A 24,841-nucleotide genomic window follows, 5' to 3' on the forward strand; every position below is an offset into this window, starting at 1 on the left:
ATAAATATTTTATACCTAACTATATCTTTTATAACATTTTTATACTACACTAACCGTGTAAGGATAAGAAAATTTTCAAAAAATTTAATTTTCATTATATTAATTTCAGTTTTTGCTTAATCTCTTAAATTGTCATTCACATATAAATCCATACATAATAAATTAATAGCTTTTTAATAAGCTATACAGAACTAACCAAATAAAAATTAAAGAGAATAAAAATGGATAATAAATCACAAGGTACAGTAAAGTTTTTCAATGACCAAAAAGGATTTGGTTTTATAACTCCTGAAAATGGCGGTAAAGATGTATTTGTACATATATCAAAACTAAATGGCGAAACAATCTTAGAAGGCCAACAAGTTACTTTTGAAACTCAAGAAGGTAGAAAAGGCCCTGAAGCTATAAATATCGAGGTACTATAATGCCAAGTATTAGAGTAGATGAGCGTAAACCTTTTGACATTAGTTTAAGAAACTTTAAACGTGCTTGCGAAAAAGCCGGAATCAAGCAAGAGCTTAGAGATAGACAGCATTACGTTAAGCCAACTGAAAAAAGAAAAATAGCTAAGAGAGCTGCTGTAAAAAGAGCTAGAATTGCTCAAAGAAGAGCTTTTGGTTAATTACTTCTTATTCACTAATATTTTTTCTTAAGAATTTATTTCTAATTTCTATTTCAACATAGATCAAATATTACTCCATATCTAGAAAAATCGACTTATTCTAGATTGCATATACTTTATTTATCAAACTTCTGTATAACCCATAGAGGCCCTATTAATAGAAACTGAATATCTTTTAAAAAAGATGGTTTTTTACCTTCTAGATGATGGCCATAGAATTGCAAAGCCCAACCAATGATAAATATAAGTATCGAAATCAATAAAATATTTGGAATAACAATAGCTACACCAAGCATTATCAGACTGGCCACTGACATAACTCGAGCATATCTAAAAGATAATGAAAAATAAAAACATAATGATAATACTATCAAGATCAAAGCTAACCAAAAGCTAATTGAGTATAGTATCCCAATAATTGAAAAAGTAATAGCTGGTACACAAATAGTATGAATTTTTTGATTAACAACATTTTTATGACTTAATGAGTATTCATACAGCCAACTTTGTAAATCACGCTTCATAAGTAATTACTCAAATAATAATGTTACTAAAAAGTTTACAGTAAAAATAATCTTTTAGAATAGAAGTTTGTTACTTTATGTTTTTAAGGTCTAACAGGCACTCTTCTTTTGTTAGTTTAAAAACAAATCTTTCACGTAAACTATCTTTCTTATAAAGACTAGCTCCTAATTTTTCGACGGCTTTTTGAGAGCGAAAATTATCAATCCAAACATCAAAAAATACAGTCTCAACAAAGTTAAAAGCATAGCTAAGCATTAAATTTTTAACTTTCTTATTTAGGCTAGTTCCCCAATATTTTTTTGCATAAAATGTATAGCCAATTTTTATTGTTGATGCAACAGAATCGTACTCATAATATCTTGTAGAACCTACTAATTCACCTTTGTAGTAAATCAAATAGCAATTTTGAGGATTACTTATACCACTATCAAAAAACTTCTTAAACACTTCCCTTTTATATCTTAACTTATCATCATGTTGATCCCAGATTTTAGGATCACTAGCTACCTCAAACAATTTATCAAAGTCATCTCGGCGCAGTATTTGCAGGCTAATATTTTTATAAGATAATGATTCATTAAAGTCCATAGAGTCAACTACTTTTTATCTATTTCTATATTAAAACATATAGTACTAAAGTTTTTTATATTTCCTTTAGCAAAAGATTATTCATAAGGATTAAACTTTATATATTTATAATGATGAAGATTATTCGACTGTTACGGACTTAGCTAAATTTCTTGGTTGATCAACATCCGTCCCCTTAATTATAGCAACATGATATGAAAGAAGCTGAAGAGGTATTGTAAATACTATTGGTGCACTAAAATCATGGCCACTATCTAACTCTAATACAATACTATTATCAAAATTAACCCTATCTTTAATTGCCTTATCAACAAAAAGAATTAACTTACCACCTCTTGCATGAACCTCTTGAAGGTTTGAAAGAGTTTTATCTAACAGTTCATCATTAGGTACTACCGCTACTATCGGCATATTTTTATCAACCAAAGCTAATGGGCCATGCTTTAGCTCCCCAGATGGATAGGCTTCTGCGTGAATATAAGAGATCTCTTTAAGCTTTAAAGCACCTTCTACAGCTATAGGAAAATATAAGCCTCTTCCAAGGAAAATCGTATGCTCTTTATCTGAGAAATACTCACTGATTTCATCTATCTCAGAATCTAGCTTCAAAGCACCCATAACTAAAGCTCGAGTATTTTTTAGCTCTTGTGTATATTTTGTAATCTCTGTATCTGTTAGACTCTTTCTAAGCTTAGCCATAGCTAATGTAAAGATTGCTAATGCTATTAGCTGAGTAGTAAATGCTTTTGTAGATGCTACGCCTATCTCAACACCTGCTTTTGTCATAAATGCAATATCAGACTCTCTTACAAGTGAACTGTTTGGTACATTACATATACACATACTTCCAGCATAACCTTGTTTTTTACTCTTTCTAAGTGATTCTAAAGTATCCGCTGTCTCACCTGACTGAGATATACTCACAAATAAAGAGCCATCTACGACAACATTATCTCGATATCTAAGCTCACTTGCAATTTCAACACTACATGGGATTTTTGCATACTTTTCTATCCAATATTTGGCTGTCATACCAGCGTTATAACTTGTACCACATGCAACTATACATATATGCTTAGTCTTTTCAAATAACTCTTTTGCCCTATTATCAAAATTCTCTAAGCTGATTTCATTATCATCTTTTAATGATGCTAAAATTGTATTTGAAACAGCTTCAGGCTGCTCATATATTTCTTTAAGCATGTAATGCTTATAGCCATCTTTTGAAGCGCTTGATGATGAGTAATTATATTCTTCAACCTCAAGATTTTTTGGAGCTCCCTGAATATCAAAAACTTCCACATCCTCTTTAGAAACTATCGCAATATCGCCTTCATCAAGATAAGAGAACTTATTTGTCACTGGTAATAAGGATAAAGCATCAGATGATACAAAATTCTCATCAATACCAACACCTATAACTAACGGTGATCCAGAACGTACGGCTACAATTTTATCAGGAAAGTTTTGCGATATAATTGCTAGAGCATAAGCACCTTTTAATAAAGCTATAATACGCTTAATATTATCTATTATAGATTCTTGAGCATTCCACTCTCTATCTAACAAATGAGCTACAACCTCTGTATCAGTATCTGATTTAAAGCCATAACCATCTGCTATTAATGAATTTTTAAGCTCAGAAAAGTTTTCTATAACACCATTATGTACAATACAAAATTTTTCTGATGCATGAGGATGAGAATTTTCTTTTGATGGTTTGCCATGAGTTGCCCATCTAGTATGTGCTATACCTATATTTCCTTTGAAATCTGGCAAGGCACGCACTGATTTTTCAAGTTCAATAACTTTACCGACTTCTTTACATATATCTATATCTTTTTTATTATCAATTATAGCTAGTCCAGCTGAATCATAGCCTCTATACTCAAGCTTCTTTAAGCCTTCTATTAAAATATTTGTAACATTTCTTGTTGAATTTGCACCAACTATTCCACACATAATAAAATCCCACTACCTATACTATTTATCAGTCTTTTTCACAGGTCTTTCCCAACTATTAATATGACGCTGTCTAGCTCGCGATATTGCTAAGTTATCAGCCGGAACATCTTTTGCAATTGTTGATCCAGCACCAACAGTAGCACCCTGGCCTATACTCACAGGAGCGACTAGTTGAGAGTCAGAACCAATAAAAGCATAGTCCTCAATCACCGTTTTATGTTTATTTACACCATCATAATTACAAGTAATAACTCCAGCACCTATATTACAGTTAGACCCTATTTCACTATCGCCAAGGTAAGTTAAATGAGAAGCCTTTGAACCTTTACCAAGAACAGTTTTCTTTGTCTCAACGAAATTACCGATAACAGCCTCTTCTTTTATATCACAGTCTGGTCTAACTCTAGCAAATGGACCTACAATAGCTCCTTTCCTTATAATAGAGCCGTCCACCATAGTATTTGCTTTAATCTTAACATTATCTTCAATGGTACAATTTTTTAAAATACAATTTGCGCCAATAACAACATTATTACCTAGTTTCACATCGCCTTTGATAATGACATTAACATCAAGCCAACAGTCTTTACCAACCTCCAAATCACCTCTGACATCAAACCTACTTGGATCAGCAATGCTAACACCTTTAGCCATAATTCTATCAGCTATAGTTCTTTGCCAAGTTCTCTCAAGATCTGCAAGCTGCTGCCTATCATTAACACCTAATATTTCAAACTCATCAATAGGATGAGTTACGTTTATAGATAAACGATCATTCTTTGCAAACGTAACAATATCAGTTAAATAATATTCCTTTTGGGCATTATTAGCTTCTAAATTAGGTAACCATTTTTCTAAAAGATTTTTATGTGCGCAATAAATACCCGTATTTATTTCTTTTATCTGGCGCTGCACATCATTTGCATCTTTTTCTTCAACAATCTCAGATACCGAACCGAATTTATCTCTCACAATTCTTCCTAAGCCTTTTGGATTTTCAACAAAAGCAGTTAATACTCCAAGATCATAGTCATGAGTCGTAGAAACAAGGTTATCTAGGACCTCTGGAGATATTAAAGGAACATCTCCATATAATATTAAGACTTTTTGACTTTTTAAGTGTGGTAATGTTTGTAAGACAGCATGGCCTGTTCCTAACTGTTCCTCTTGATATACAAATTTTATATCTCTACCATCTAATATATTTTCGACCTGCTCTTTTAAATGTCCTGTTACAACAACAATGTTATCAGGATTTAATTTTTCAACAGATTCAACAACATGCTCTATAAGAGGTTTTCCTGCAAGTGTTTGTAAAACTTTCGGTTTGTTTGAGTTCATTCTAGAACCTTTACCTGCCGCTAAAATTACAACTGATAAGCTCATAATATAAAAATCTCCCTACACTTTATTCATACAACAGTTTTCTAATAAAACTGTTATAATTTGATAATGGTCTTCTAGCATTCTATCATACATATCATTAATAATTGACCTTATAGGTAGCCATTTAGCATTCTTTGCATCATCAGCTGCTTTTACTTTAGGTAAACTTGGCCATTTTTCAAATATAAATAATCCCACATGACTAATTGTTCTACCTCGCACAGATCGAGAAGGATAATCAAAGACCTTTTCTTGCCTTTTTGCTATAGCTAACTGCTCAATAGTTAAATCAATATTTGTTTCTTCAAATAACTCTCTAACAATTCCTTGAGATACTGTTTCAGTATAATCTAAAAATCCTCCTGGCAATGCCCAAAGATTTTTACCGGGAAAACCATCTCTCTGAATCAAAAGTATATGATCATTTACTATGACTAGAGCATCTACTGTTACTAAAATTGGTTTATATGGAGCAGGCTTCCATGATTTCTTGTGCTCTATAACATAATTATTTTCTTTTACCAAATCATAATAGCTTTGTGTTTTCATAAAATCACTAAGAAATTTATACGTAGCTACATTAGGATCTTCACTGCACATGTAATCAGCTTTAATAGAGCCTTTATAAAACTCTAACCTAAAATCTGTTGCATTATAGTTTTTATAATTATCAACAGCAATAAAACCCCATTCTGGAAAACTTTCAAGATAGTAACTAGAGTCATCTTTCATATGCCCAACAATAGCAACTGTCTGATACTGTTTTACATGTTTAGCAACATTTCTACGTAAAGCCTCTTCCCACTTTTGTTCTTCATAGAAGAAATCTGCTAAAGGTTCTATCATAACTCTAGATAAATCGACCCCTGAAGCCTTTAAATCCTCTTTTATCATCTGCTTTCTTTGCTCAAAAGAAAAAGGATTTTTGATATTAGGCGCATTGAAAGAACTACCAACATTTATTATTATCTTCTGACTTTTTGAAAGAGCTACTAAAATATTATGTAAATGTCCTTTATGAAAAGGCTGAAATCTACCTATAAATACTGAAATATTATACATTTTATTACCTATGTATTTAATACTTGAGCTTGTGTATTACTATCATAAACCTTGCTATCTGACGGTGCTGTCATTTGAGTATAGTCTTGATATGATTGAGATTCTTGCTGTTGTGCGTTTGATTTATTCATTGTTCTATCATATGAGCCAAAACCAAAACTACTCTTCTTCTTAGAAGAACCCGAAATGCCACTCATACTATTTTTATTATCTTTTGTACTTTTCACTGATGGATCTAGCTGAGCTTCTGTCTGTTTGACTATTTTAATATTAGCATCACTCTTAAGTTTAGTATCATTTAATGCTTTACGTATTTGAGTCAATAGTTTAACACTTTCATTTATATGATCTGGTGCTTGGGTTTTACCATCACCTGTAAATACTGCATTTATTTTTACTAAACTAGATAAATCATCAACTTTACGAGCTTTAATAACAAATATTAGATTCTTTTTGATATCTTTAACCCTTATTAGATTACCCTCTAATATCTCATCATCCACTGACAGTAGTTTATAATCTTTTGGTCTATCTTTAAAATACTCTTCAAGTAAATTTAAAGTTATAGCTATAGGTTCTCTAAATACTAATTTCAATGCTCCAGTATCATCATAAAGAACACTAATCGATACTTTAGCAATTTGATCATCAATAATCTTCGACATGTTAAACTTATCAGAATAGTTAGGAGGTAACATCTCTTTTTGAGCTTCACTAACCTGTGATTTGGCATAATTATTATTACCTTCTGGAAGTTTAAGCGCTGGCTTTATTTTATTACCATTCAAGCCTGTTGGTATTTTTAAAGATGGTTCCTCACTTACTTGAGCTCTTGCATAGTCGTATTTTCTATTCCTAAATGGCGCACCGCTTACAGTTTCTGAAAGGTTTTCATATGAAAAATCGTTATCAACTTTATTCGTTGAACAATCTTGTAATAAAAAAGCAAAACCTAATATCACAAGTGTTTTAGATATATTTCTCATTATTTTAAATTCATATGATTTGACTGATTAAGTTAGCTAAATATTATAACACAGTGATATACTAATATATAAAAAGCTTTTAGTAATAAAACACGAGTAAACATAATGAAAGATAACTTATTTATATTTTTACAATATTTACTACCACATGGTTTAACATCACGTTTAGTAAGTAGACTTGCTGAATCAAAAAATAAAGCTATAAAAAACTACTTAATTAACTTAGCCATAAAGAAATTTAAAATAAACATTGATGAAGCAAAAGAAACTAATCCAGATAACTATTTATCATTTAATGACTTCTTTACACGAGAGTTAAAAGATGATGTAAGACCTCTAAGCGAAGATCCAAAAATTATAACATCTCCTGCCGATGGTGTTTTAAGTGAATTTGGAAATATAGAAAGTGGCACCCTTATCCAAGCGAAAGGAAAAACTTTTACCTTAGAATCATTGATAGCAAATAGTTCTCAAACAGATTTCACAAAATTTGCAACAATATACTTATCGCCTAAAGATTATCATAGAGTTCATATGCCTATAGACGGTAAATTGACAAAAATGGTTTATATACCCGGTAAACTCTATTCTGTTAATAAATTAACTACAAGTAAAATAGATAACCTATTTGCCAAAAATGAAAGATTGGTTTGTTATTTTGATACACAAATTGGCGAAGTTGCTGTAATCTTTGTTGGAGCTCTTTTAGTAGCTGGCATAGAAACTGTATGGCATGGTAAAGTTGCTCCTAGTTATTATAGAAATGTCCAAACATGGGATTACAAAGGTAGTGAGTTTGATATCAAATTTAAAAAAGGTGACACTATAGGCTGGTTCAACTACGGCTCAACTGTCATTATTCTAACACCAGGAGAAAAAGTGTCATTTAAATCTGATAAGAGTGATTTAGCTATACAAGTTAATCAAGATTTAGCTTTTATAGTTGAATAAAGACTCATATTTATCCAACAGCGACTAAATATATTTGTTCTCGTTAGATTTTCCGACTTACACTCATTAACATAAGCTACTTCTTTATTAAGATCCGCACTATCCTCATTCATTCTAAATCGTGGAGGTAACTTAATATCAAATCTTTTTGCCCATTTCCTAATAGTTACATGCTTAAAGCCTAAGACTTTTTCCGCATCTTGATAACTTAAACCTTCCCTTTGACATTTCAATAGCATTTCTCGTGCTGAACACTTAAATTTATCTTCAACTATTTGTTCAAAGTTCCCCGAATATTGATTTGCCATAAAATTGAGCCTCCTTTAATTTATAATTAAAAAGCAAATGACTCCCCCCAACAAAAATATTACCTTTTTTATTTATAACAACAAGTTTTTATACAGCAAAAATTAAGCTTTTAAAAACTTTTATTACAAAAAAGCTCAACAATCTACTAACTTATAACAAAAAATTAAATAAAGTACAATTAACTTAGAATTAATAAAAATGGCAAGCTTATGATTTATTCATTTTACTCAACTATATTTATAAATAGTTTTGTCTGAATAATATCATTAAATAATAAATATTATAGCTAAAACCATATAAAAGTAGTACGTCATTGTGCCAGGCTTGACCACACAATCTAGCAAATAGCGTGCATACAAGCTATTTGATCAAGTACTACTTTTAAAACATAGTAGACTATAACAATACACTTATCATACTGTCATAAAAACAATAGAGTAGTAACTTTAACTCAGTTTATCTATAGCTCAACATTATTACAAGACCTCTTGCGAAATACTAATTATTCACCATATATATAGAAAGATTGCTTAAGAGATCCATAAAAGTGCAAATAAGCTACGCAATATTGTCAAAGAAAGCCAGAATATTTAGAAAACTAACAGGTTTAAAACTAAAACATTTCAATAAAATCTTAACCGATGCCTCAAAATCCTTAGATGAAGGATTTCCAAGGATTGGCAGAAAGCCAAAAGTTGATAATCATGCAGATAGATTATTGTTAGTTTTAATATATTATCGTTGCTATATGACACAAGAATTTTTAGGCTACTTGATAGGATTAGATGAATCAAATGTAAATCGCCTAATTAGACGAGTAGAGTTACTACTAGTTAAAGAAATACATATAAAAAAAGATAGAAGCATGACTAATCAAAAAGTAGAAAGACTTTTAATAGATGCAACAGAACAGCCAATCCAGAGACCTAAGAAATTAAAACGAAGAAAGGCTAACTATTCAGGGAAGAAAAAAAGCCATACACAGAAAGTAGAAATAGCTATCAGTGAAGCAGGTCAAATAGTTAATGTTTCGAAGGTTTATCCAGGCAGTGTTCATGATATAACTGTTCGCAGAAAATCAGATAAATTAGCTCGTGATGTTGATAAATATTGTGACAATGGCTACCAAGGTATTCAAAATGAATCTACTAAAGTAAAACTCCCCTATAAAAAGCCCAAAGGAGGTTCTTTAAGTATAGAGCAGAAGAATTATAATAAATGGCTTAGTAAGATTAGGATTTATGTTGAGCATAAAATTGCAGAAATTAAAAAGTTTCGTATACTGGGTGAAACCTATAGAAGTTTTGGTAAAAAAGCTAATCTTAGGTTTAATTTAGTGGCTGGAATAGTTAATTTACAAAACGGATTCTAAAAAGAAAATACCTACTTAGAAATAAAATGCCTCTGAAGTAGTATTTCGCAAGAGGTCTACAAATTATAAAATCATTTATTAGTTCTTCATATTAACAACTATAGCTACTATAATCATATGCATAATACTTTAACTACTAACTACTGAACATGGACATAAATCACATTCTAATAACTCTATTAATGGCAGGAATTCCATTGATATTTGCCATAACTATGCATGAGGCTGCTCATGGACTTATAGCAAAAATAAGAGGAGATAATACAGCATATAACCTTGGTAGAGTTACTTTAAACCCTGTTTCACATATAGATCCTATTGGAACTATAGCTATTCCAGGATTGATGTTATTATCTTCAATGGCTGCGGGATTCCCTTTTATTTTTGGATGGGCTAAACCCGTGCCTGTAGATTATAATAAATTAAAAAAACCTAGACAAGATATGGCTCTAGTTGCTCTAGCTGGCCCTCTAGCAAATTTTATAATGGCTATATTATGGGCTGTAGTAGCAAAATATATAACCTTACACCCATATATACAAGGCATGGCCTTTTACGGTATTATGATAAATATAGTTCTAATGATTTTAAATCTAATACCAATTCCTCCACTAGATGGAAGTAAGATAGTGACAGCTTTTCTACCACAGTCTTTAGCATTCAAATACAATAGTATACAAAGATATGGCTTTTTTATTTTACTTGCCTTAATTATTATTCCTTTCAATGGCTCAAATTTATTGTTCTATATTATGAAGCCATTTATAGTAGCAATTACAAATCTTATTCAACTTATTGTCTTCTAAAGAAATAAAAATCATCTTCTTTATCATAAAAACATAATTTAATATATGACTTCCTAGATAACTTATTTTTATTAAGTTTTTACAAGTTAGACCTAAATATACAAATCAAGTATAATATTGATATTATATATTAGGTTCTAAGACAAGGCATAAGATGCTAAAACTATCTAACTCTCTAATATTTATTATGCTAATTATGTTATCGATGAATGCATTTTCATATGGTAGCACACCTCCGGAAAAGCCAACGACTGTATACACAACAGCTTTTATTACAGATATTCAAAATCTTGATGAAGTAAATGAACAAATTCAAGCTGATACTATATTTAAGTTTAAATGGCATGATCCAAGATTAGCATTTGACTCAAAAAAAGAAGATACCGAATATAAAATTTATCAGGGAGACTTCCAGCATGATGAAATTTTCGAAGGGTGGAGACCACAAGTATCTATAATAAATGAAATAGGAAATCCTCAAATAAAATCTAGGCAGCTTAGAATTTATCCTAATGGTGATGTGCTTTATACAGAGCAAAGAACTCTAGTTTTAGAAACACCTATGCAACTTAGAAAATTTCCTTTTGATAAACAAAAACTTAGTGCTCATATTATTCCATTTGGATACAATGCAAATGAAGTTCAATTAAAAGTAGATCCTGATTATAAAATTACAGTTAAAGACTATATTAAAGATCACCCTAATGTTAATATTGCAGAATGGCAACTTATAAACTTTAACCTAAAAAGTAGTACTCCTGTCAAACAGTACTATGGTAAACCAAGTAAAATATCTATGCTTGATTTTAACATCTCATTAGAAAGAAAACCTGTAAATATATTGTTAAAAGTATTAGTTCCTCTATCTTTATTAGTTTTAGCAATGTGGGCAGTTTTTTGGATGGATACACAAGCTCTATCTGATAGACTGAATATTTCTTTTATTGGTATACTTTCTGTAATTGCTTATCAGTTTTTAGTTGAAGGAGAAATGCCAGATATTGATTATCTAACTTTTACTGATGGTTTCTTATTACTATCTTTCTCCATATTATTCTCTACAGTATTAGAGAGTTTAATAGTATATTGGCTAGTCAAAACAAACAAGCAATCATTAGCTAAAGGTGTAGATATCTTTTCAAGAGCTGCATTTCCGCTAACCTATATCGGCCTAATATTTCTTCTTTATCTTGTTTACTTGCGTTAAATGCTCAAAAGAGTAATATTATAATATAGTAACTATACTATGATAAATTATGGTTAGAGCAAATAAAGTTTTCAAAATTACCTTGTTATTAATGCTAAGTATACAATCATACGCAGCACCTAATATAAATATTAACCCTAATAGATCAGTAGACTCTATTATTAAATCACTTCAACAAGAGGTTAGTAATCTTCAAATTGAAGCTAAAAATATAAATAAACAAGATAACAAAAAACAACAGCCATCATTTGTGATGTATAATAACGTTGTTGTACGAAATAACCCTAATGAGAATGAATATTTCAACTAGAAGTTAATTAAAACATAAACTAGATAATAAAAGTTAACTTAATTTAGATATTTTACTGATCAATATTTTTGATTAAGATAACATTTTCACCATGTATATCTTTAGAAACTAAATAATTACCAGAAGTATTTTGAACATTTATTGGTTTTGCTATTTCACATTCACCACTTGAATCACAAGTGGATAAAACTTCATTATTTTTAGGATCACGTAATTCAAACTTAGCAGATCCAAATAAAGGATTTGAAGCACTAATAAATGCTATATTATTGCCATCACGACTAACTAATGGGAAAGTAATGCTATTAGAAAACATATTAGCATTACATGTAACTTCTACATTCGTACCATCATTACTATTTAAGGCACAATCTCCATCTACATTACTAATTGTACCAATATGAACGTCTTTGACTTCATTTTTTATTTGAAGTGTTGTAGCTGTAAAAGCTCCAACTGGACTTAATAATAACATTGTTAAGGCTGTTGATATTAAATTTCTTCTCATACTAACTCTCCTTCAGATAAGTTTATAAATGTAATGATTTACATTCCATAGCATACTAATTTTTTTAGCAAAAGACTAGTAATATTTACGAAATAGAAAAACTGGACAAATCATTTTAGGAATAGTTACAAACATTTTTAATAGAGTTTAATGAAGTTATCAATTTATTAGTAATTATGGTGAATAGAAACTTCTTTAGCTATAAAGTTACGAATTTAAAAGTAGTTATGAAGTTAATAAATTTATAAAGTATTAGAAACGAAAAAGCCCCGCTTTTTAAGGCGAGGCTTTTTGAATTGCTTATCACGATAAGTCTTTTATTTGTAATAAGATGGCGACTACCTACTTTCACCTGGGCAAATGCCAGACTATCATCGGCGTGTTATAGTTTCACTTCTGAGTTCGGAATGGGATCAGGTGGTTCCTATAAGCTATCATCGCCAAAACTGTGTTTTGGGTTATATATCTTTTTATAAAGATATTTAACAATTCAGCATAGAAATAGACTTAAGTCTCTCGGATCATTAGTACTGGTAAGCTTCATACATTGCTGTACTTCCACACCCAGCCTATCAACGTCGTAGTCTCCAACGTTCCTTACTAGCATAGCTAGAGAGATCTAATCTTGAAGGAGGCTTCACGCTTAGATGCTTTCAGCGTTTATCCCGTCCGAACGTAGCTACCCGGCAATGCTTCTGGCGAAACAACCGGAACACCAGTGGTTCGTTCACTCCGGTCCTCTCGTACTAGGAGCAACTCTTCTCAAATCTCTAACGCCCACGGCAGATAGGGACCGAACTGTCTCACGACGTTCTGAACCCAGCTCGCGTACCACTTTAAATGGCGAACAGCCATACCCTTGGGACCTGCTTCAGCCCCAGGATGTGATGAGCCGACATCGAGGTGCCAAACTCCTCCGTCGATATGAACTCTTGGGAGGAATCAGCCTGTTATCCCCGGAGTACCTTTTATCCGTTGAGCGATGGCCCCTTCCATACGGGACCACCGGATCACTAAGACCTACTTTCGTACCTGCTCGAGCCGTCACTCTCGCAGTCAAGCGCACTTTTGCCTTTATACTCTAGGTATGATTTCCGACCATACCGAGTGCACCTTCGTACTCCTCCGTTACTCTTTGGGAGGAGACCGCCCCAGTCAAACTACCCACCATACACTGTCCTCGAATCTCTCCTGAGTTAGAACTCTAAATATTCAAGGGTGGTATTTCAAGGACGACTCCACAATCACTAGCGTGACTGCTTCAAAGTCTCCCACCTATCCTACACATAAATATTCAAAGTCCAGTGCAAAGCTGTAGTAAAGGTTCACGGGGTCTTTCCGTCTAACCGCGGGTACACTGCATCTTCACAGCGATTTCAATTTCACTGAGTCTCTGGTGGAGACAGTGTGGCCGTCGTTACGCCATTCGTGCAGGTCGGAACTTACCCGACAAGGAATTTCGCTACCTTAGGACCGTTATAGTTACGGCCGCCGTTTACTGGGGCTTCGATCCAGAGCTTCGCTTGCGCTAACCCCTTCAATTAACCTTCCAGCACCGGGCAGGCGTCACACCCTATACTTCATCTTACGATTTAGCAGAGTGCTGTGTTTTTGATAAACAGTCGCAGCCACCTGGTATCTGCAACCCCCAACAGCTCAAAGAGCAAGTCTTATCACCATCAAGGGCACACCTTCTTCCAAAGTTACGGTGTCATTTTGCCTAGTTCCTTCACCAGAGTTATCTCATAGCCTTAGTATTCTCTACTTACCCACCAGTGTCGGTTTAGAGTACGGTCGCTTATACAATATACTTAGAAGCTTTTCCTGGAAGCTTGGTATCAATAGCTTCGTCAAACAAGTTTGACTTCGTCTCGTATCTCAGATCAACAAGATGCCGGATTTGCCTAACATCTCTACCTACATACTTTCACCTGGACAACCATCCGCCAGGCCTACCTAACCTTCTCCGTCCCTCCTTCGTTCATATAAGCGGCACAGGAATATTAACCTGTTTCCCATCGACTTCACTCTTCAGCTACGCCTTAGGGGCCGGCTTACCCTACGTTGATTAACATTGCGTAGGAAACCTTGGGTTTTCGGCCAATAAGAATCTCACTTATTTTACGTTACTCATGTCAGCATTCGCACTTCTGATACCTCCAGCAAACTTCTCAATTCACCTTCATCGGCTTACAGAACGCTCCCCTACCAATATATACTATATATTCCGCAACTTCGGTGCATAGCTTAGCCCCGTTAAATCTTACGTGCAGGCCGACTCGACCAGTGAGCTATTACGCTTTCTTTAAAGGGTGGCTGCTTCTAAGCCAACCTCCTGGCTGTCTGGGCCTTCCCACTTCGTTTCCCACTTAGCTATGACTTGGGGACCTTAGTTGGCGGTCTGGGCTGTTTCCCTTTCCACTACGGACCTTAGCACCCGCAGTGTGTCTCCCGTGATTGAACTTCATCGTATTCTGAGTTTGCATCGAGTCAGTAAGGTCGTAAAACCCCCATCGTCGAAACAGTGCTTTACCCCAATGAGTTATACACGAGGCACTACCTAAATAGTTTTCGGGGAGAACCAGCTATCTCCGTGCTTGATTAGCCTTTCACTCCGATCCACAGCTCATCCCATAATTTTGCAACATTATTGGGTTCGGTCCTCCAGTTAGTATTACCTAACCTTCAACCTGGCCATGGATAGATCGCGCCGGTTTCGGGTCTACTCCTAGCGACTAGTCGCCCTATTAAAACTCGCTTTCGCTACGGATCCCTTATTCAGTTATCCTCGCCACTAAAAGTAACTCGCTGACCCATTATACAAAAGGTACGCAGTCACATTACTAAATAATGCTCCTACTGCTTGTATGCAAGCGGTTTCAGATTCTATTTCACTCCCTTTATAAGGGTTCTTTTCACCTTTCCCTCACGGTACTAGTTCACTATCGGTCATTCAGGAGTATTTAGCCTTGGAGGATGGTCCCCCCATATTCAGACAAGGTTCCACGTGCCCCGTCCTACTTGTTCGTATGCTTAGTTCCACTGTGATTATTTCGTATACGGGACTATCACCCTCTATCGTCAAGCTTCCCAACTTGTTCTACTATAATTACAGCTAAATCATACCAGGCTCTTCCCACTTCGCTCGCCGCTACTATGGGAATCTCAATTGATTTCTCTTCCTAAGGGTACTTAGATGTTTCAGTTCCCCTCGTTCGCTCTACACTCTATGTCGAGTGAGTACCTAACTTGTGTTAGGTGGGTTCCCCCATTCGGAAATCTCCGGATCAAAGATTATTTACCATCTCCCCGAAGCTTATCGCAGATTATCACGTCCTTCATCGCCTCTGAATGCCAAGGCATCCACCGCTTGCACTTATTTTCTTAAGTCTATTTCTATACTAAATTGTTAAATATCTCTATCATCATGCAAATAAAATAGTGGTGGAGCCAAGCGGGATCGAACCGCTGACCCCCTGCGTGCAAAGCAGGTGCTCTCCCAGCTGAGCTATGGCCCCAACTAAACCTAATATACTGGTGGGTCTGAGTAGACTCGAACTACCGACCTCACCCTTATCAGGGGTGCGCTCTAACCAACTGAGCTACAGACCCGTATCTTATTTACACTAAAATATATTATCTACAAACACTAAGCTAAATCATTTAAACATGTAATTAGAGCTTATTCTTTTTTTCGTATTTCCGTTAAGGAGGTGATCCAGCCGCAGGTTCCCCTACGGCTACCTTGTTACGACTTCACCCCAGTCATGAATCACTCCGTGGTAAACGCCCATTCGTTAAGCTATCTACTTCTGGAGCAACCCACTCCCATGGTGTGACGGGCGGTGTGTACAAGACCCGGGAACGTATTCACCGCAGTATTCTGACCTGCGATTACTAGCGATTCCGACTTCATGCAGTCGAGTTGCAGACTGCAATCCGGACTAAGAGTACCTTTCTGAGTTTCGCTCCAGCTCGCACCTTCGCAGCCCTCTGTAATACCCATTGTAGCACGTGTGTAGCCCTGGTCGTAAGGGCCATGATGACTTGACGTCGTCCCCACCTTCCTCCGCCTTGTCAGCGGCAGTCTCAATAGAGTACCCAACTTAATGATGGTAACTATCAATAGGGGTTGCGCTCGTTGCGGGACTTAACCCAACATTTCACAACACGAGCTGACGACAGCCGTGCAGCACCTGTCACTGCGTTCCCGAAGGCACCAATCTATCTCTAGAAAGTTCGCAGGATGTCAAGACCAGGTAAGGTTCTTCGCGTTGCATCGAATTAAACCACATGCTCCACCGCTTGTGCGGGTCCCCGTCAATTCCTTTGAGTTTTAGCCTTGCGGCCGTAGTCCCCAGGCGGAGTACTTAACGCGTTAGCTACGCCACTAGAGCCTTTACACCGACTCCAACAGCTAGTACTCATCGTTTACAGCGTGGACTACCAGGGTATCTAATCCTGTTTGATCCCCACGCTTTCGTCCCTCAGTGTCAGTATTAGTCCAGAATGTTGCCTTCGCCATTGGTGTTCCTTCTGATCTCTACGCATTTCACCGCTACACCAGAAATTCCCCATTCCTCTACTATACTCTAGTTTGCCAGTATCAAATGCAGTTCCAAGGTTGAGCCCTGGGCTTTCACATCTGACTTAACAAACCACCTACAGACCCTTTACGCCCAGTAATTCCGATTAACGCTCGGACCCCCCGTATTACCGCGGCTGCTGGCACGGAGTTAGCCGGTCCTTATTCTTTGGGTAACGTCCTTCTCATGAGCTATTAACTCATAAGCTTTCCTCCCCAACTAAAGTGCTTTACAACCCTAGAGCCTTCTTCACACACATGGCATTGCTGGATCAGGCTTTCGCCCATTGTCCAATATTCCCCACTGCTGCCTCCCGTAGGAGTTTGGGCCGTGTCTCAGTCCCAATGTGGCTGATCATCCTCTCAAATCAGCTATAGATCGTAGCCTTGGTAGGCCCTTACCCCACCAACAAGCTAATCTAACGCAGGCTCATCCATCTGCGGCAGCACAAAGGCCACCTTTAATCCGCAGATATTATGCGGTATTAACAGTCGTTTCCAACTGGTATCCCCCACAGATGGGCAGATTCCTACGCGTTACTCACCCGTCCGCCACTCGACGCCTACTAGCAAGCTAGTATCGTTTCCGTTCGACTTGCATGTGTTAAGCATGCCACCAGCGTTCAATCTGAGCCAGGATCAAACTCTTCAGTTTAATTCTCAAATTCTGACTCTAACTACTGATACTCAAATTCTTTAACAAAGTGTTTGTATATAATATATCTATTAAATATCTTAAAAGCCTTAGCTTCCTACCGTTGACATCACTCGTCAGCCGGTGAAGACATATAATACGCATCACTCCTCATAATTGCAAGTACTTTCTTAAAAAAAATTGAAGTTTTTTATATTTTATTATTTTTACCTATATTTAGACATATCTAAACACCTAAATAACCATACCAATAGAAGGTTCTTATGAAAATAAAGAAAATAAATTCTTTTAAACTATCTAACACATATCTCTTATTTTGTAGAAAATTATAATAATTCAAATAACAGTCTATAATTGTTTGTGGGATGGAATGCAATAGGTTTGAAAAAACATTATCTAAATAATATAAAGTATAGATATATGTAAACTATATTAAGTAGCTAATCAAACTTAACACATCTTTATTTTATTGTTATTTATTTTATTAAGATCATGAAGCATACCTATAAAATGAAATATATAACTTACTTTTATGGCTATTAAGACATTGATAAATATATAAGATTTATTTATCTCCAAAACTTATATACTCCTGGAGTTTTAATTCCAACACCTTCAGATGTTACAAATATCATATTATCACCACACTTTAATACAATTTGTTTCTTATTTTGTACAATCATACAATCTTTACTAGTATCAATGTAGTGTTGCATTTGTTCAGCAGTTTTATTTGGTGGCGATTTAGCTTCAGTATTAGCAAAAGCTACGCCAAAAAGAAAAAATGTAATCAGGATATAGCAACATTTATATATCTTCATAAATAGGTAATAAATAGTTTTAGATTTGTTTATTAAGAATATCGTGAGACTTTATAATTTTAAAGAGATAAAAATTAAGAAAATAGTTTAAAAGGATTTATTTTTTCTTTTTTTGTGGAGGAAGATCTGTTGCAGTACCTTCAAATACTTCTGTAGCCATCATTAAACTCTCAGAAAGAGTTGGATGTGGATGAACTGTAAGAGCAATATCTTCAGCATCACAACCCATTTCAATAGCAAGTGCTGCTTCAGAAATAAGTTCACCAGCGTTAGTACCAACAATAGAAGCACCAATAATTCTATGATTTTCATCAAATAGAACCTTAGTCATACCTTCTGATCTACCAATACTTAGTGATCTACCACTAGCAGCCCATGGGAATACACCCTTCTCATACTTGATACCTTTAGCTTTCGCAGAAGTCTCAGTTTCACCAACCCAAGCAACTTCTGGATCAGTATAAGCAACTGAAGGAATTACTAAAGGATCGAAACTATGGTTTAAACCTGAAATCACTTCAGCAGCTGTTCTTCCTTCAGGTACAGCTTTGTGAGCAAGCATAGGTTGACCAACAATATCTCCAATTGCAAAAATATGTGGCACATTTGTGCGCATCTGCTTATCAGTTGCGATAAAGCCTCTTTCATCAACTTTAACACCTGCTTTTTCAGCATCGATTAATTTACCGTTTGGTTTACGACCTATAGACATAAGCACTCTATCATAACGCTCATCTTTAGCTGAATGATCACCTTCCATTGTTACATAGATACCATCTTTCTTAGCTTCCATAGCTGTAACACCTGTTTTTAGGCGAACTTCATATTTCTTGTTCATTTTCTCATAAGCTTTAACCATGTCTTTATCAACACCGTTCATAAGCTGATCAGCAAACTCAACAACAGTAATCTTAGTACCAAGCTCAGAATAAACTTGCGCCATCTCAAGACCAATAATACCACCACCAACTACAAGCATAGTCTCAGGGATTTCTTTCATTTCAAGAGCACCTGTAGAGTCGATAATTCTCTCATCTTCAGGAACAAATGGTAGATTAATTACACTAGAACCAGCAGCAATAATACAATTATCAAATGCGATTTTTGTAACCTTACCATCAGCAGCTTCTACAGCAAGCTCTTTATCAGATGTAAATTTACCGTAACCTTGTACGATTTTTACTTTTCTCATCTGAGCCATACCTTTTAAACCACCAGTAAGCTTGCTTACAACATCATTCTTATACTTAAGGACTTTGTCTTTATTGATTTTCATATCACCCATTTCGATGATACCATCAGCAGCTAAATGTCTTGCTTCATTAATAACTTTAGCAATATGAAGAAGTGCTTTTGATGGAATACAACCAACATTTAGACATACACCACCAATATTTTCATATTTCTCTACTAAAACAACTTCTAATCCTAAGTCAGCTGCTCTAAATGCTGCACTATATCCACCAGGACCACTACCTAAAACTACAACTTGTGTTTTAATATCACTCATTTTATAAAACTCCGTGTTTACATTATAATTTCACGTAAATCAGATAGAATCTGACTATATCTTGTTAAGAACTTAGCAGCTAATGCTCCATCAATAACTCTATGATCTGCAGACATAGATAAAGGTAGCATTGTTCTAGGTTCAAATTCTTTACCATTCCAAATTGGTTTAACAGCAGTCTTCGACACACCCATAATAGCTACTTCTGGCATATTAATGATTGGTGTAAATGCTGTAGTTCCAAGCACACCTATACTTGAGATAGTAAATGTAGCTCCAGACATATCTTTTGAGCCTAGCTTACCATCACGGGCTTTACCTGCTAGTTCCATAATATCTTTTGATATTTCAATAATACCTTTCTTATCAGCATCTTTGATAACTGGAACCATTAATCCTGCTGGAGTATCTGCAGCAAAACCAATATTATAATATTTTTTAAGAATTAAATTCTCACCATCATTTGAAAGTGAACTGTTCATTCTTGGGAATTCTTGTAAAGCTACCGCTGCAGCTTTTACCAAGAATGATAATGGAGTAATTTTCACACCCATTTTCTCAGCAAATGCTTTTTTAGACTTTCTAAACTCTTCTAGATCAGAAACATCAGCATCATCATAGAAAGTTACATGCGGAATTTTAACCCAGTTTCTATGTAAGTTTTTCGCACTAATTTTATTAATACGAGTTAAAGGCTGAGTTTCAATCTCACCAAATTTAGAGAAATCAATAACAGGATCATCTAAAAGATCTAAACCACTTCCACTTGCAGCAACTTTACCCGTTTGAACTTGTGTTACAGCATGTTTGATATAGTTATAACAATCTTCTTTTGTTACACGACCTTTACGACCTGTAGCTTTTACTTTGCTTAAATCAACATTTAAAATTCTAGCTAACTTTCTAACAGCTGGAGAAGCATGAGCATTTGAGTTATCTACCTCATACTCATTAATACTATTTTGAGCTGGTGCTGGAGTCGGAGCAGGCTTAGAGTCTTGCTTAGGATCTTCTTGCTTAGCTGATTGACTAGGAGCTGGCGCTGGTGCAGCTCCTTGAGTCTTAACTTTAAGGATTAAACTACCTTGAGAAACTTTATCACCAACCTTTGTAATAATTTCTGTAACCTCACCTGATACTGGAGATGGTACTTCCATACTAGCTTTGTCAGTTTCTAATGTGATTAATGAATCTTCCTCTTCAACTTTATCACCAACAGCTACTGATACCTCAATAACATCAACACTATCATAATCACCAATATCTGGGACTTCTACATCTACAACTTCTTCAGAAGTTTGTGCAGGTGCTGAAGACTGTTGAGTTTGCTCTTGAGTAGAAGTAGAAGCAGAAGCTGATTGACTTGCACCACTTTCAACTTTAAGTATCAAATCACCTTCACCAACTTTCTCACCAACTTTTACAGCTATCTCAACAACCTTACCACTAGCCGATGATGGGACTTCCATACTAGCTTTATCAGTTTCTAGCGTAATTAAAGAATCTTCTTCAGCAATTTCATCGCCTACTTTCACAGATATTTCAATAATCTCAGCTGCATCGTAATCGCCGATATCAGGAACTTTAACATCAACAGTCTCAGTAGCACCTGATGAAGCTGGTGCAGATTCTGTCTGTTGCGCAGGTTTGTCTTCTGCTGTATCAGCCGAACCTTCAAGTTCAACTTCCATAATTGCCGAACCTTCTGAAACTTTATCACCAACTTTTACAGTTAGCTTAACAATTTTACCAGCTACTGGAGATGGAACCTCCATACTAGCCTTATCAGTTTCTAATGTAATTAAAGAATCTTCCTCAGCAATAACATCACCTTCAGCAACATTTACTTCAATCACATCTACACTATCATAATCCCCAATATCAGGAACCTTAACTATCTCTACAGACATTTATATCTCCTTACCGATTAGCTATATAATGGAGCTACGCGCTCTGGGTCTATATTATATTTTTTAACTGCTTCTTTAACTTCACTAGCTTTAACCTTACCATCTAAATATAAAGCATATAGCGAAGCCACAACCACATGATATCTATCCACCTCAAAGAAGCTTCTTAGTGCTTCACGAGTATCTGATCTACCAAAGCCATCTGTACCTAAGTTTACAAATGTTTGTGGTATAAATTCTCTAAGCTGATCAGTATATAGCTTAATATAATCTGTAGATGCAACAACAGGACCTTGCTCATTTTTGAAACATTTTTCAATATAGCTTTCTTTTCTTTGCTCAGCTGGTTTTAACATATTCGTTCTAGCTACATCTTTAGCTTCTCTATAAAGCTCATTTGCAGAAGTCATACTCCAAACATTAGAAGTTATACCATATTCTTCTTTTAACATTTTAGAAGCTTCTTCAACTTCTCTTAAGATAGTACCTGAACCCATTAACTGAACATGTTTGTCTGCTGGCTTACTATCTTCTAATTTATACAAACCTTTAAGAATACCTTCCTCAGAACCTTCTGGCATAGCTCTATGAGAATAGTTTTCATTCATTACAGTAATGTAGTAGAAAACATGCTCGCCATTCACATACATTCTCTTCAAACCATCATCCATAATCACAGCTAGCTCATATGCATATGTAGGATCATAAGATATACAACCAGGAATAAGTCCTGCTTGAATATGGCTATGTCCATCTTCATGCTGTAAACCTTCACCATTTAATGTTGTACGTCCAGATGTACCACCAAGTAAAAATCCTTTTGCCATAGAGTCAGCAGCAGCCCAAGCAAGATCACCAAATCTTTGGAAACCAAACATTGAGTAGTAGATCATAAATGGAATCATAGGTACTTTATGCACACTATAAGAAGTAGCTGCAGCCAACCATGAACTTAGGCCGCCCTGCTCATTAATACCTTCTTGAAGAATTTGACCATCTATAGCTTCTTTATAAAACATAACTTGCTTTTTATCTTCTGGCACATATTGCTGACCTTTAGGATTATATATACCTAACTGTCTAAATAAACCTTCCATACCAAATGTACGTGACTCATCAACTGTAATTGGTACAATATGCTTACCAACCTTTTTATCTTTAGCAAGATGTGACAATATCCTAACAAAAGCAGTAGTAGTTGAAAACTCTCTATCACCACTATCATCTAATAAGTTCTTAGCAAACTCTTTATAACTAGGAATTTCTAAAGCCTGGTTATTTTCGACCCTCTTAGGAATATAACCACCTAAATCTTTTCTTTTAGAATGAAGATACTTCATCTCTGGAGAATCTTCAGCTAATTTAATAAGTCTATAATTCTCAACATCATCTTTTGTTGCTGGAACATTAAATCTATTTTTAATATGCTCAAGTGCATCTGTATCAAGTTTCTTAACATTATGAGCAATATTTTTAGATTCACCCCACTCACCTAAACCATAACCTTTAACAGTCATTGGCAAAATAAGAGTTGGACGCCCATTCATATTTTCTGTTGCTTTTTTATAAGCAGCGTAAATTTTCAGTGGATCATGTCCTCCACGACGTAACGCCTGAATATCATCATCAGACATATCTTTAGCTAAAGCTTCTAGGTCTTCATCACCACTAAATACAACTCTACGACATTCCGCACCGCCGTGAGCTTTGATTGTATGGAATTGACCATCATTTAGCTCGCTTAATCTCTGAGCAAGCTTTTTACCACCTTTTTGATCTTGTAGTAATTTATCCCAATCACTACTCCATAGCACTTTAATAACATCCCAGCCAGCACCCATAAATGCATCTGCTAGCTCTTCGACGATATTACCATTACCATTTACAAGACCATCTAATCTTTGTAAATTACAGTTAATAACAAAAATAAGGTTATCTAGGCCTTCTCTACCAGCTCTAGTGATAGCACCCATTGATTCTGGCTCATCCATTTCACCATCACCACAAAATGCCCAAACTTTACGATCTGCAGTTTCTGCTAACCCTCTAGCTTCTAAGTACTTCATGAATCTAGCTTGATAGATAGCTTGAAGAGGTCCTAAGCCCATAGAAACTGTTGGAAACTGCCAATATGTAGGCTGTAAATGTGGATGCGGATACGAAGATACTGAGTTTTCACCGTCAAAAGCCTGTCTTCTAAAGTTCTCTAATTGCTTTTCTGTCATTCTACCTTCTAGGAAAGAACGTGCATAGACAATTGGTGAAAGGTGTCCTTGATAGAATATAAGATCACCAGCATGATTATCATTTGGAGCTTTCCAAAAATGGTTAAAGCCAACTTCATAAAGAGTCATAGCACCAGCACCAGTACCAATATGGCCACCTATTGAACCATCTTTTTTATTAGCTGCAGCAACCATAACTGCTGAGTTCCATCTATTAACAGCTTCAATTTTTTCTTCTAGCTCCATATCTCCTGGATAACTAGGCTGTTCACTAACATCAATCGAGTTAATATACTTTTTAACCTTAGCTGTTGAGTAAGCATTTTCAATGCCTAATTCAGAACCTTTGTTTAAAAGCTGCTCAAATAGAAACTTAGCTCTATCAACACCTTCTCTTTTAACGACATCTTCAAAAGCCTCAAGCCACTCTTGAGTTTCCAAAGCATCAATATCTTTAGTGAAATCCGACATCCTTTGTCCTCCGAATTAATCGAATATTAACGAAATTAAAAACTTATTTGTTTGATTATAAGTCAAT

General features: G+C 35.1%; 19 protein-coding genes, 2 tRNA genes and 3 rRNA genes. 7 read left to right on the top strand and 17 right to left on the bottom strand.

Going from position 1 to position 24,841, the window contains the following annotated elements:
* Positions 1-221 precede the first annotated feature (221 nt).
* On the top strand, positions 222-425 hold the full coding sequence (locus F7310_RS08245) for a cold-shock protein (protein WP_072713134.1): 204 nt from the start codon (positions 222-224) through the stop codon (positions 423-425).
* A complete protein-coding gene (gene rpsU / locus F7310_RS08250) occupies positions 425-622 on the top strand; it encodes a 30S ribosomal protein S21 (RefSeq protein ID WP_072713135.1) in 198 nt (65 codons plus the stop codon). Before F7310_RS08245 ends, rpsU begins: the two co-directional genes overlap by 1 nt.
* 116 nt (positions 623-738) lie before the next feature.
* On the opposite strand, the gene F7310_RS08255 is transcribed toward rpsU, so the two are convergent.
* The 6 genes from F7310_RS08255 to F7310_RS08275 all read right to left on the bottom strand — a co-directional run bounded on the left by F7310_RS08255 (position 739) and on the right by F7310_RS08275 (position 7,134).
* On the bottom strand, positions 739-1,146 hold the full coding sequence (locus F7310_RS08255; protein ID WP_072713136.1) for an Mpo1 family 2-hydroxy fatty acid dioxygenase: 408 nt from the start codon (positions 1,144-1,146) through the stop codon (positions 739-741).
* 70 nt (positions 1,147-1,216) lie between these two features.
* The gene (locus tag F7310_RS08260) at positions 1,217-1,735 is read right to left on the bottom strand and encodes a GNAT family N-acetyltransferase (protein ID WP_072713137.1); all 519 of its coding nucleotides are present in this window, start codon (positions 1,733-1,735) and stop codon (positions 1,217-1,219) included.
* A 120-nt stretch (positions 1,736-1,855) separates the two neighbouring features.
* Complete coding sequence (gene glmS / locus F7310_RS08265) at positions 1,856-3,697, bottom strand: glutamine--fructose-6-phosphate transaminase (isomerizing) (protein WP_072713138.1); 1,842 nt, start codon at positions 3,695-3,697, stop codon at positions 1,856-1,858.
* A gap of 21 nt (positions 3,698-3,718) precedes the next feature.
* Positions 3,719-5,086, bottom strand: a complete 1,368-nt coding sequence (gene glmU, locus F7310_RS10490; RefSeq protein ID WP_145951746.1) for a bifunctional UDP-N-acetylglucosamine diphosphorylase/glucosamine-1-phosphate N-acetyltransferase GlmU — start codon at positions 5,084-5,086, stop codon at positions 3,719-3,721.
* 15 nt (positions 5,087-5,101) lie between these two features.
* On the bottom strand, positions 5,102-6,148 hold the full coding sequence (locus tag F7310_RS10495) for a bifunctional nicotinamide-nucleotide adenylyltransferase/Nudix hydroxylase (protein WP_145951747.1): 1,047 nt from the start codon (positions 6,146-6,148) through the stop codon (positions 5,102-5,104).
* 8 nt (positions 6,149-6,156) lie between these two features.
* Complete coding sequence (locus tag F7310_RS08275) at positions 6,157-7,134, bottom strand: hypothetical protein (protein ID WP_072713139.1); 978 nt, start codon at positions 7,132-7,134, stop codon at positions 6,157-6,159.
* 105 nt (positions 7,135-7,239) lie between these two features.
* Between F7310_RS08275 and asd the strand changes: the two genes are divergently transcribed.
* Positions 7,240-8,085 carry an archaetidylserine decarboxylase gene (asd, locus tag F7310_RS08280; protein WP_072713140.1) on the top strand — a complete coding sequence of 282 codons (846 nt, stop codon included), beginning with the start codon at positions 7,240-7,242 and terminating at the stop codon, positions 8,083-8,085.
* On the opposite strand, the gene fevR is transcribed toward asd, so the two are convergent.
* Entirely contained in the window at positions 8,058-8,393 is a 336-nt protein-coding gene (gene fevR, locus F7310_RS08285; protein ID WP_072713141.1) for a transcriptional regulator FevR, read from the bottom strand. The two genes, asd and fevR, sit on opposite strands and share 28 nt — an antisense overlap.
* A 548-nt stretch (positions 8,394-8,941) precedes the next feature.
* On the opposite strand from fevR, the gene F7310_RS08290 reads away from it, so the two are divergent.
* The 4 genes from F7310_RS08290 to F7310_RS08305 all read left to right on the top strand — a co-directional run bounded on the left by F7310_RS08290 (position 8,942) and on the right by F7310_RS08305 (position 12,089).
* Positions 8,942-9,766 carry a transposase family protein gene (locus tag F7310_RS08290; protein WP_072711046.1) on the top strand — a complete coding sequence of 275 codons (825 nt, stop codon included), beginning with the start codon at positions 8,942-8,944 and terminating at the stop codon, positions 9,764-9,766.
* Between the two features lie 149 nt (positions 9,767-9,915).
* Positions 9,916-10,572, top strand: a complete 657-nt coding sequence (locus tag F7310_RS08295; RefSeq protein WP_072713142.1) for a site-2 protease family protein — start codon at positions 9,916-9,918, stop codon at positions 10,570-10,572.
* 154 nt (positions 10,573-10,726) lie between these two features.
* Complete coding sequence (locus F7310_RS08300; protein WP_072713143.1) at positions 10,727-11,779, top strand: ligand-gated ion channel; 1,053 nt, start codon at positions 10,727-10,729, stop codon at positions 11,777-11,779.
* A gap of 49 nt (positions 11,780-11,828) precedes the next feature.
* Positions 11,829-12,089 (top strand): hypothetical protein, encoded by a 261-nt coding sequence (locus F7310_RS08305; protein WP_072713144.1) that lies wholly within the window; start codon positions 11,829-11,831, stop codon positions 12,087-12,089.
* Between the two features lie 52 nt (positions 12,090-12,141).
* On the opposite strand, the gene F7310_RS08310 is transcribed toward F7310_RS08305, so the two are convergent.
* The 10 genes from F7310_RS08310 to aceE form a co-directional block, all read right to left on the bottom strand.
* Complete coding sequence (locus F7310_RS08310) at positions 12,142-12,597, bottom strand: hypothetical protein (protein WP_072713145.1); 456 nt, start codon at positions 12,595-12,597, stop codon at positions 12,142-12,144.
* Between the two features lie 329 nt (positions 12,598-12,926).
* A 5S ribosomal RNA gene (gene rrf, locus F7310_RS08315) occupies positions 12,927-13,042 on the bottom strand.
* Positions 13,043-13,100: 58 nt separating this feature from the next.
* Positions 13,101-15,987, bottom strand: a 23S ribosomal RNA gene (locus tag F7310_RS08320).
* Between the two features lie 52 nt (positions 15,988-16,039).
* Positions 16,040-16,115 (bottom strand) — tRNA-Ala (locus F7310_RS08325).
* 17 nt (positions 16,116-16,132) lie between these two features.
* A tRNA-Ile gene (locus F7310_RS08330) sits at positions 16,133-16,209 on the bottom strand.
* Positions 16,210-16,303: 94 nt separating this feature from the next.
* Positions 16,304-17,837: ribosomal RNA gene (locus tag F7310_RS08335) — 16S ribosomal RNA — on the bottom strand.
* Together the 16S, 23S and 5S rRNA genes with 2 tRNA genes alongside form the textbook arrangement of a ribosomal RNA operon.
* Positions 17,838-18,406: 569 nt before the next feature.
* The gene (locus tag F7310_RS08340) at positions 18,407-18,658 is read right to left on the bottom strand and encodes a hypothetical protein (protein WP_072713146.1); all 252 of its coding nucleotides are present in this window, start codon (positions 18,656-18,658) and stop codon (positions 18,407-18,409) included.
* A gap of 97 nt (positions 18,659-18,755) precedes the next feature.
* On the bottom strand, positions 18,756-20,168 hold the full coding sequence (gene lpdA, locus F7310_RS08345; RefSeq protein ID WP_072713147.1) for a dihydrolipoyl dehydrogenase: 1,413 nt from the start codon (positions 20,166-20,168) through the stop codon (positions 18,756-18,758).
* A 17-nt stretch (positions 20,169-20,185) separates the two neighbouring features.
* Positions 20,186-22,078, bottom strand: a complete 1,893-nt coding sequence (gene aceF / locus F7310_RS08350) for a pyruvate dehydrogenase complex dihydrolipoyllysine-residue acetyltransferase (protein WP_072713148.1) — start codon at positions 22,076-22,078, stop codon at positions 20,186-20,188.
* 17 nt (positions 22,079-22,095) lie between these two features.
* Positions 22,096-24,774, bottom strand: coding sequence for a pyruvate dehydrogenase (acetyl-transferring), homodimeric type (gene aceE, locus F7310_RS08355; RefSeq protein WP_072713149.1), 2,679 nt, complete (start codon positions 24,772-24,774; stop codon positions 22,096-22,098).
* Positions 24,775-24,841: the final 67 nt, after the last annotated feature.

The sequence above is a fragment of the Francisella uliginis genome (assembly GCF_001895265.1).
In the GTDB taxonomy this organism is placed as follows: Bacteria; Pseudomonadota; Gammaproteobacteria; order Francisellales; family Francisellaceae; genus Francisella; species Francisella uliginis.

Excerpts from the sequence above, each read along its gene's own strand:
- F7310_RS08260 (WP_072713137.1), bottom strand. The coding sequence starts at position 1,735 with ATGGACTTTAATGAATCATTATCTTATAAAAATATTAGCCTGCAAATA.
- fevR (WP_072713141.1), bottom strand. The coding sequence starts at position 8,393 with ATGGCAAATCAATATTCGGGGAACTTTGAACAAATAGTTGAAGATAAA.
- F7310_RS08340 (WP_072713146.1), bottom strand. The coding sequence starts at position 18,658 with ATGAAGATATATAAATGTTGCTATATCCTGATTACATTTTTTCTTTTT.
- rpsU (WP_072713135.1), top strand. The coding sequence starts at position 425 with ATGCCAAGTATTAGAGTAGATGAGCGTAAACCTTTTGACATTAGTTTA.
- asd (WP_072713140.1), top strand. The coding sequence starts at position 7,240 with ATGAAAGATAACTTATTTATATTTTTACAATATTTACTACCACATGGT.
- F7310_RS08255 (WP_072713136.1), bottom strand. The coding sequence starts at position 1,146 with ATGAAGCGTGATTTACAAAGTTGGCTGTATGAATACTCATTAAGTCAT.
- F7310_RS08305 (WP_072713144.1), top strand. The coding sequence starts at position 11,829 with ATGGTTAGAGCAAATAAAGTTTTCAAAATTACCTTGTTATTAATGCTA.
- glmU (WP_145951746.1), bottom strand. The coding sequence starts at position 5,086 with ATGAGCTTATCAGTTGTAATTTTAGCGGCAGGTAAAGGTTCTAGAATG.
- F7310_RS08295 (WP_072713142.1), top strand. The coding sequence starts at position 9,916 with ATGGACATAAATCACATTCTAATAACTCTATTAATGGCAGGAATTCCA.
- aceE (WP_072713149.1), bottom strand. The coding sequence starts at position 24,774 with ATGTCGGATTTCACTAAAGATATTGATGCTTTGGAAACTCAAGAGTGG.
- glmS (WP_072713138.1), bottom strand. The coding sequence starts at position 3,697 with ATGTGTGGAATAGTTGGTGCAAATTCAACAAGAAATGTTACAAATATT.
- F7310_RS08245 (WP_072713134.1), top strand. The coding sequence starts at position 222 with ATGGATAATAAATCACAAGGTACAGTAAAGTTTTTCAATGACCAAAAA.
- aceF (WP_072713148.1), bottom strand. The coding sequence starts at position 22,078 with ATGTCTGTAGAGATAGTTAAGGTTCCTGATATTGGGGATTATGATAGT.
- F7310_RS10495 (WP_145951747.1), bottom strand. The coding sequence starts at position 6,148 with ATGTATAATATTTCAGTATTTATAGGTAGATTTCAGCCTTTTCATAAA.
- F7310_RS08310 (WP_072713145.1), bottom strand. The coding sequence starts at position 12,597 with ATGAGAAGAAATTTAATATCAACAGCCTTAACAATGTTATTATTAAGT.
- F7310_RS08275 (WP_072713139.1), bottom strand. The coding sequence starts at position 7,134 with ATGAGAAATATATCTAAAACACTTGTGATATTAGGTTTTGCTTTTTTA.
- F7310_RS08300 (WP_072713143.1), top strand. The coding sequence starts at position 10,727 with ATGCTAAAACTATCTAACTCTCTAATATTTATTATGCTAATTATGTTA.
- lpdA (WP_072713147.1), bottom strand. The coding sequence starts at position 20,168 with ATGAGTGATATTAAAACACAAGTTGTAGTTTTAGGTAGTGGTCCTGGT.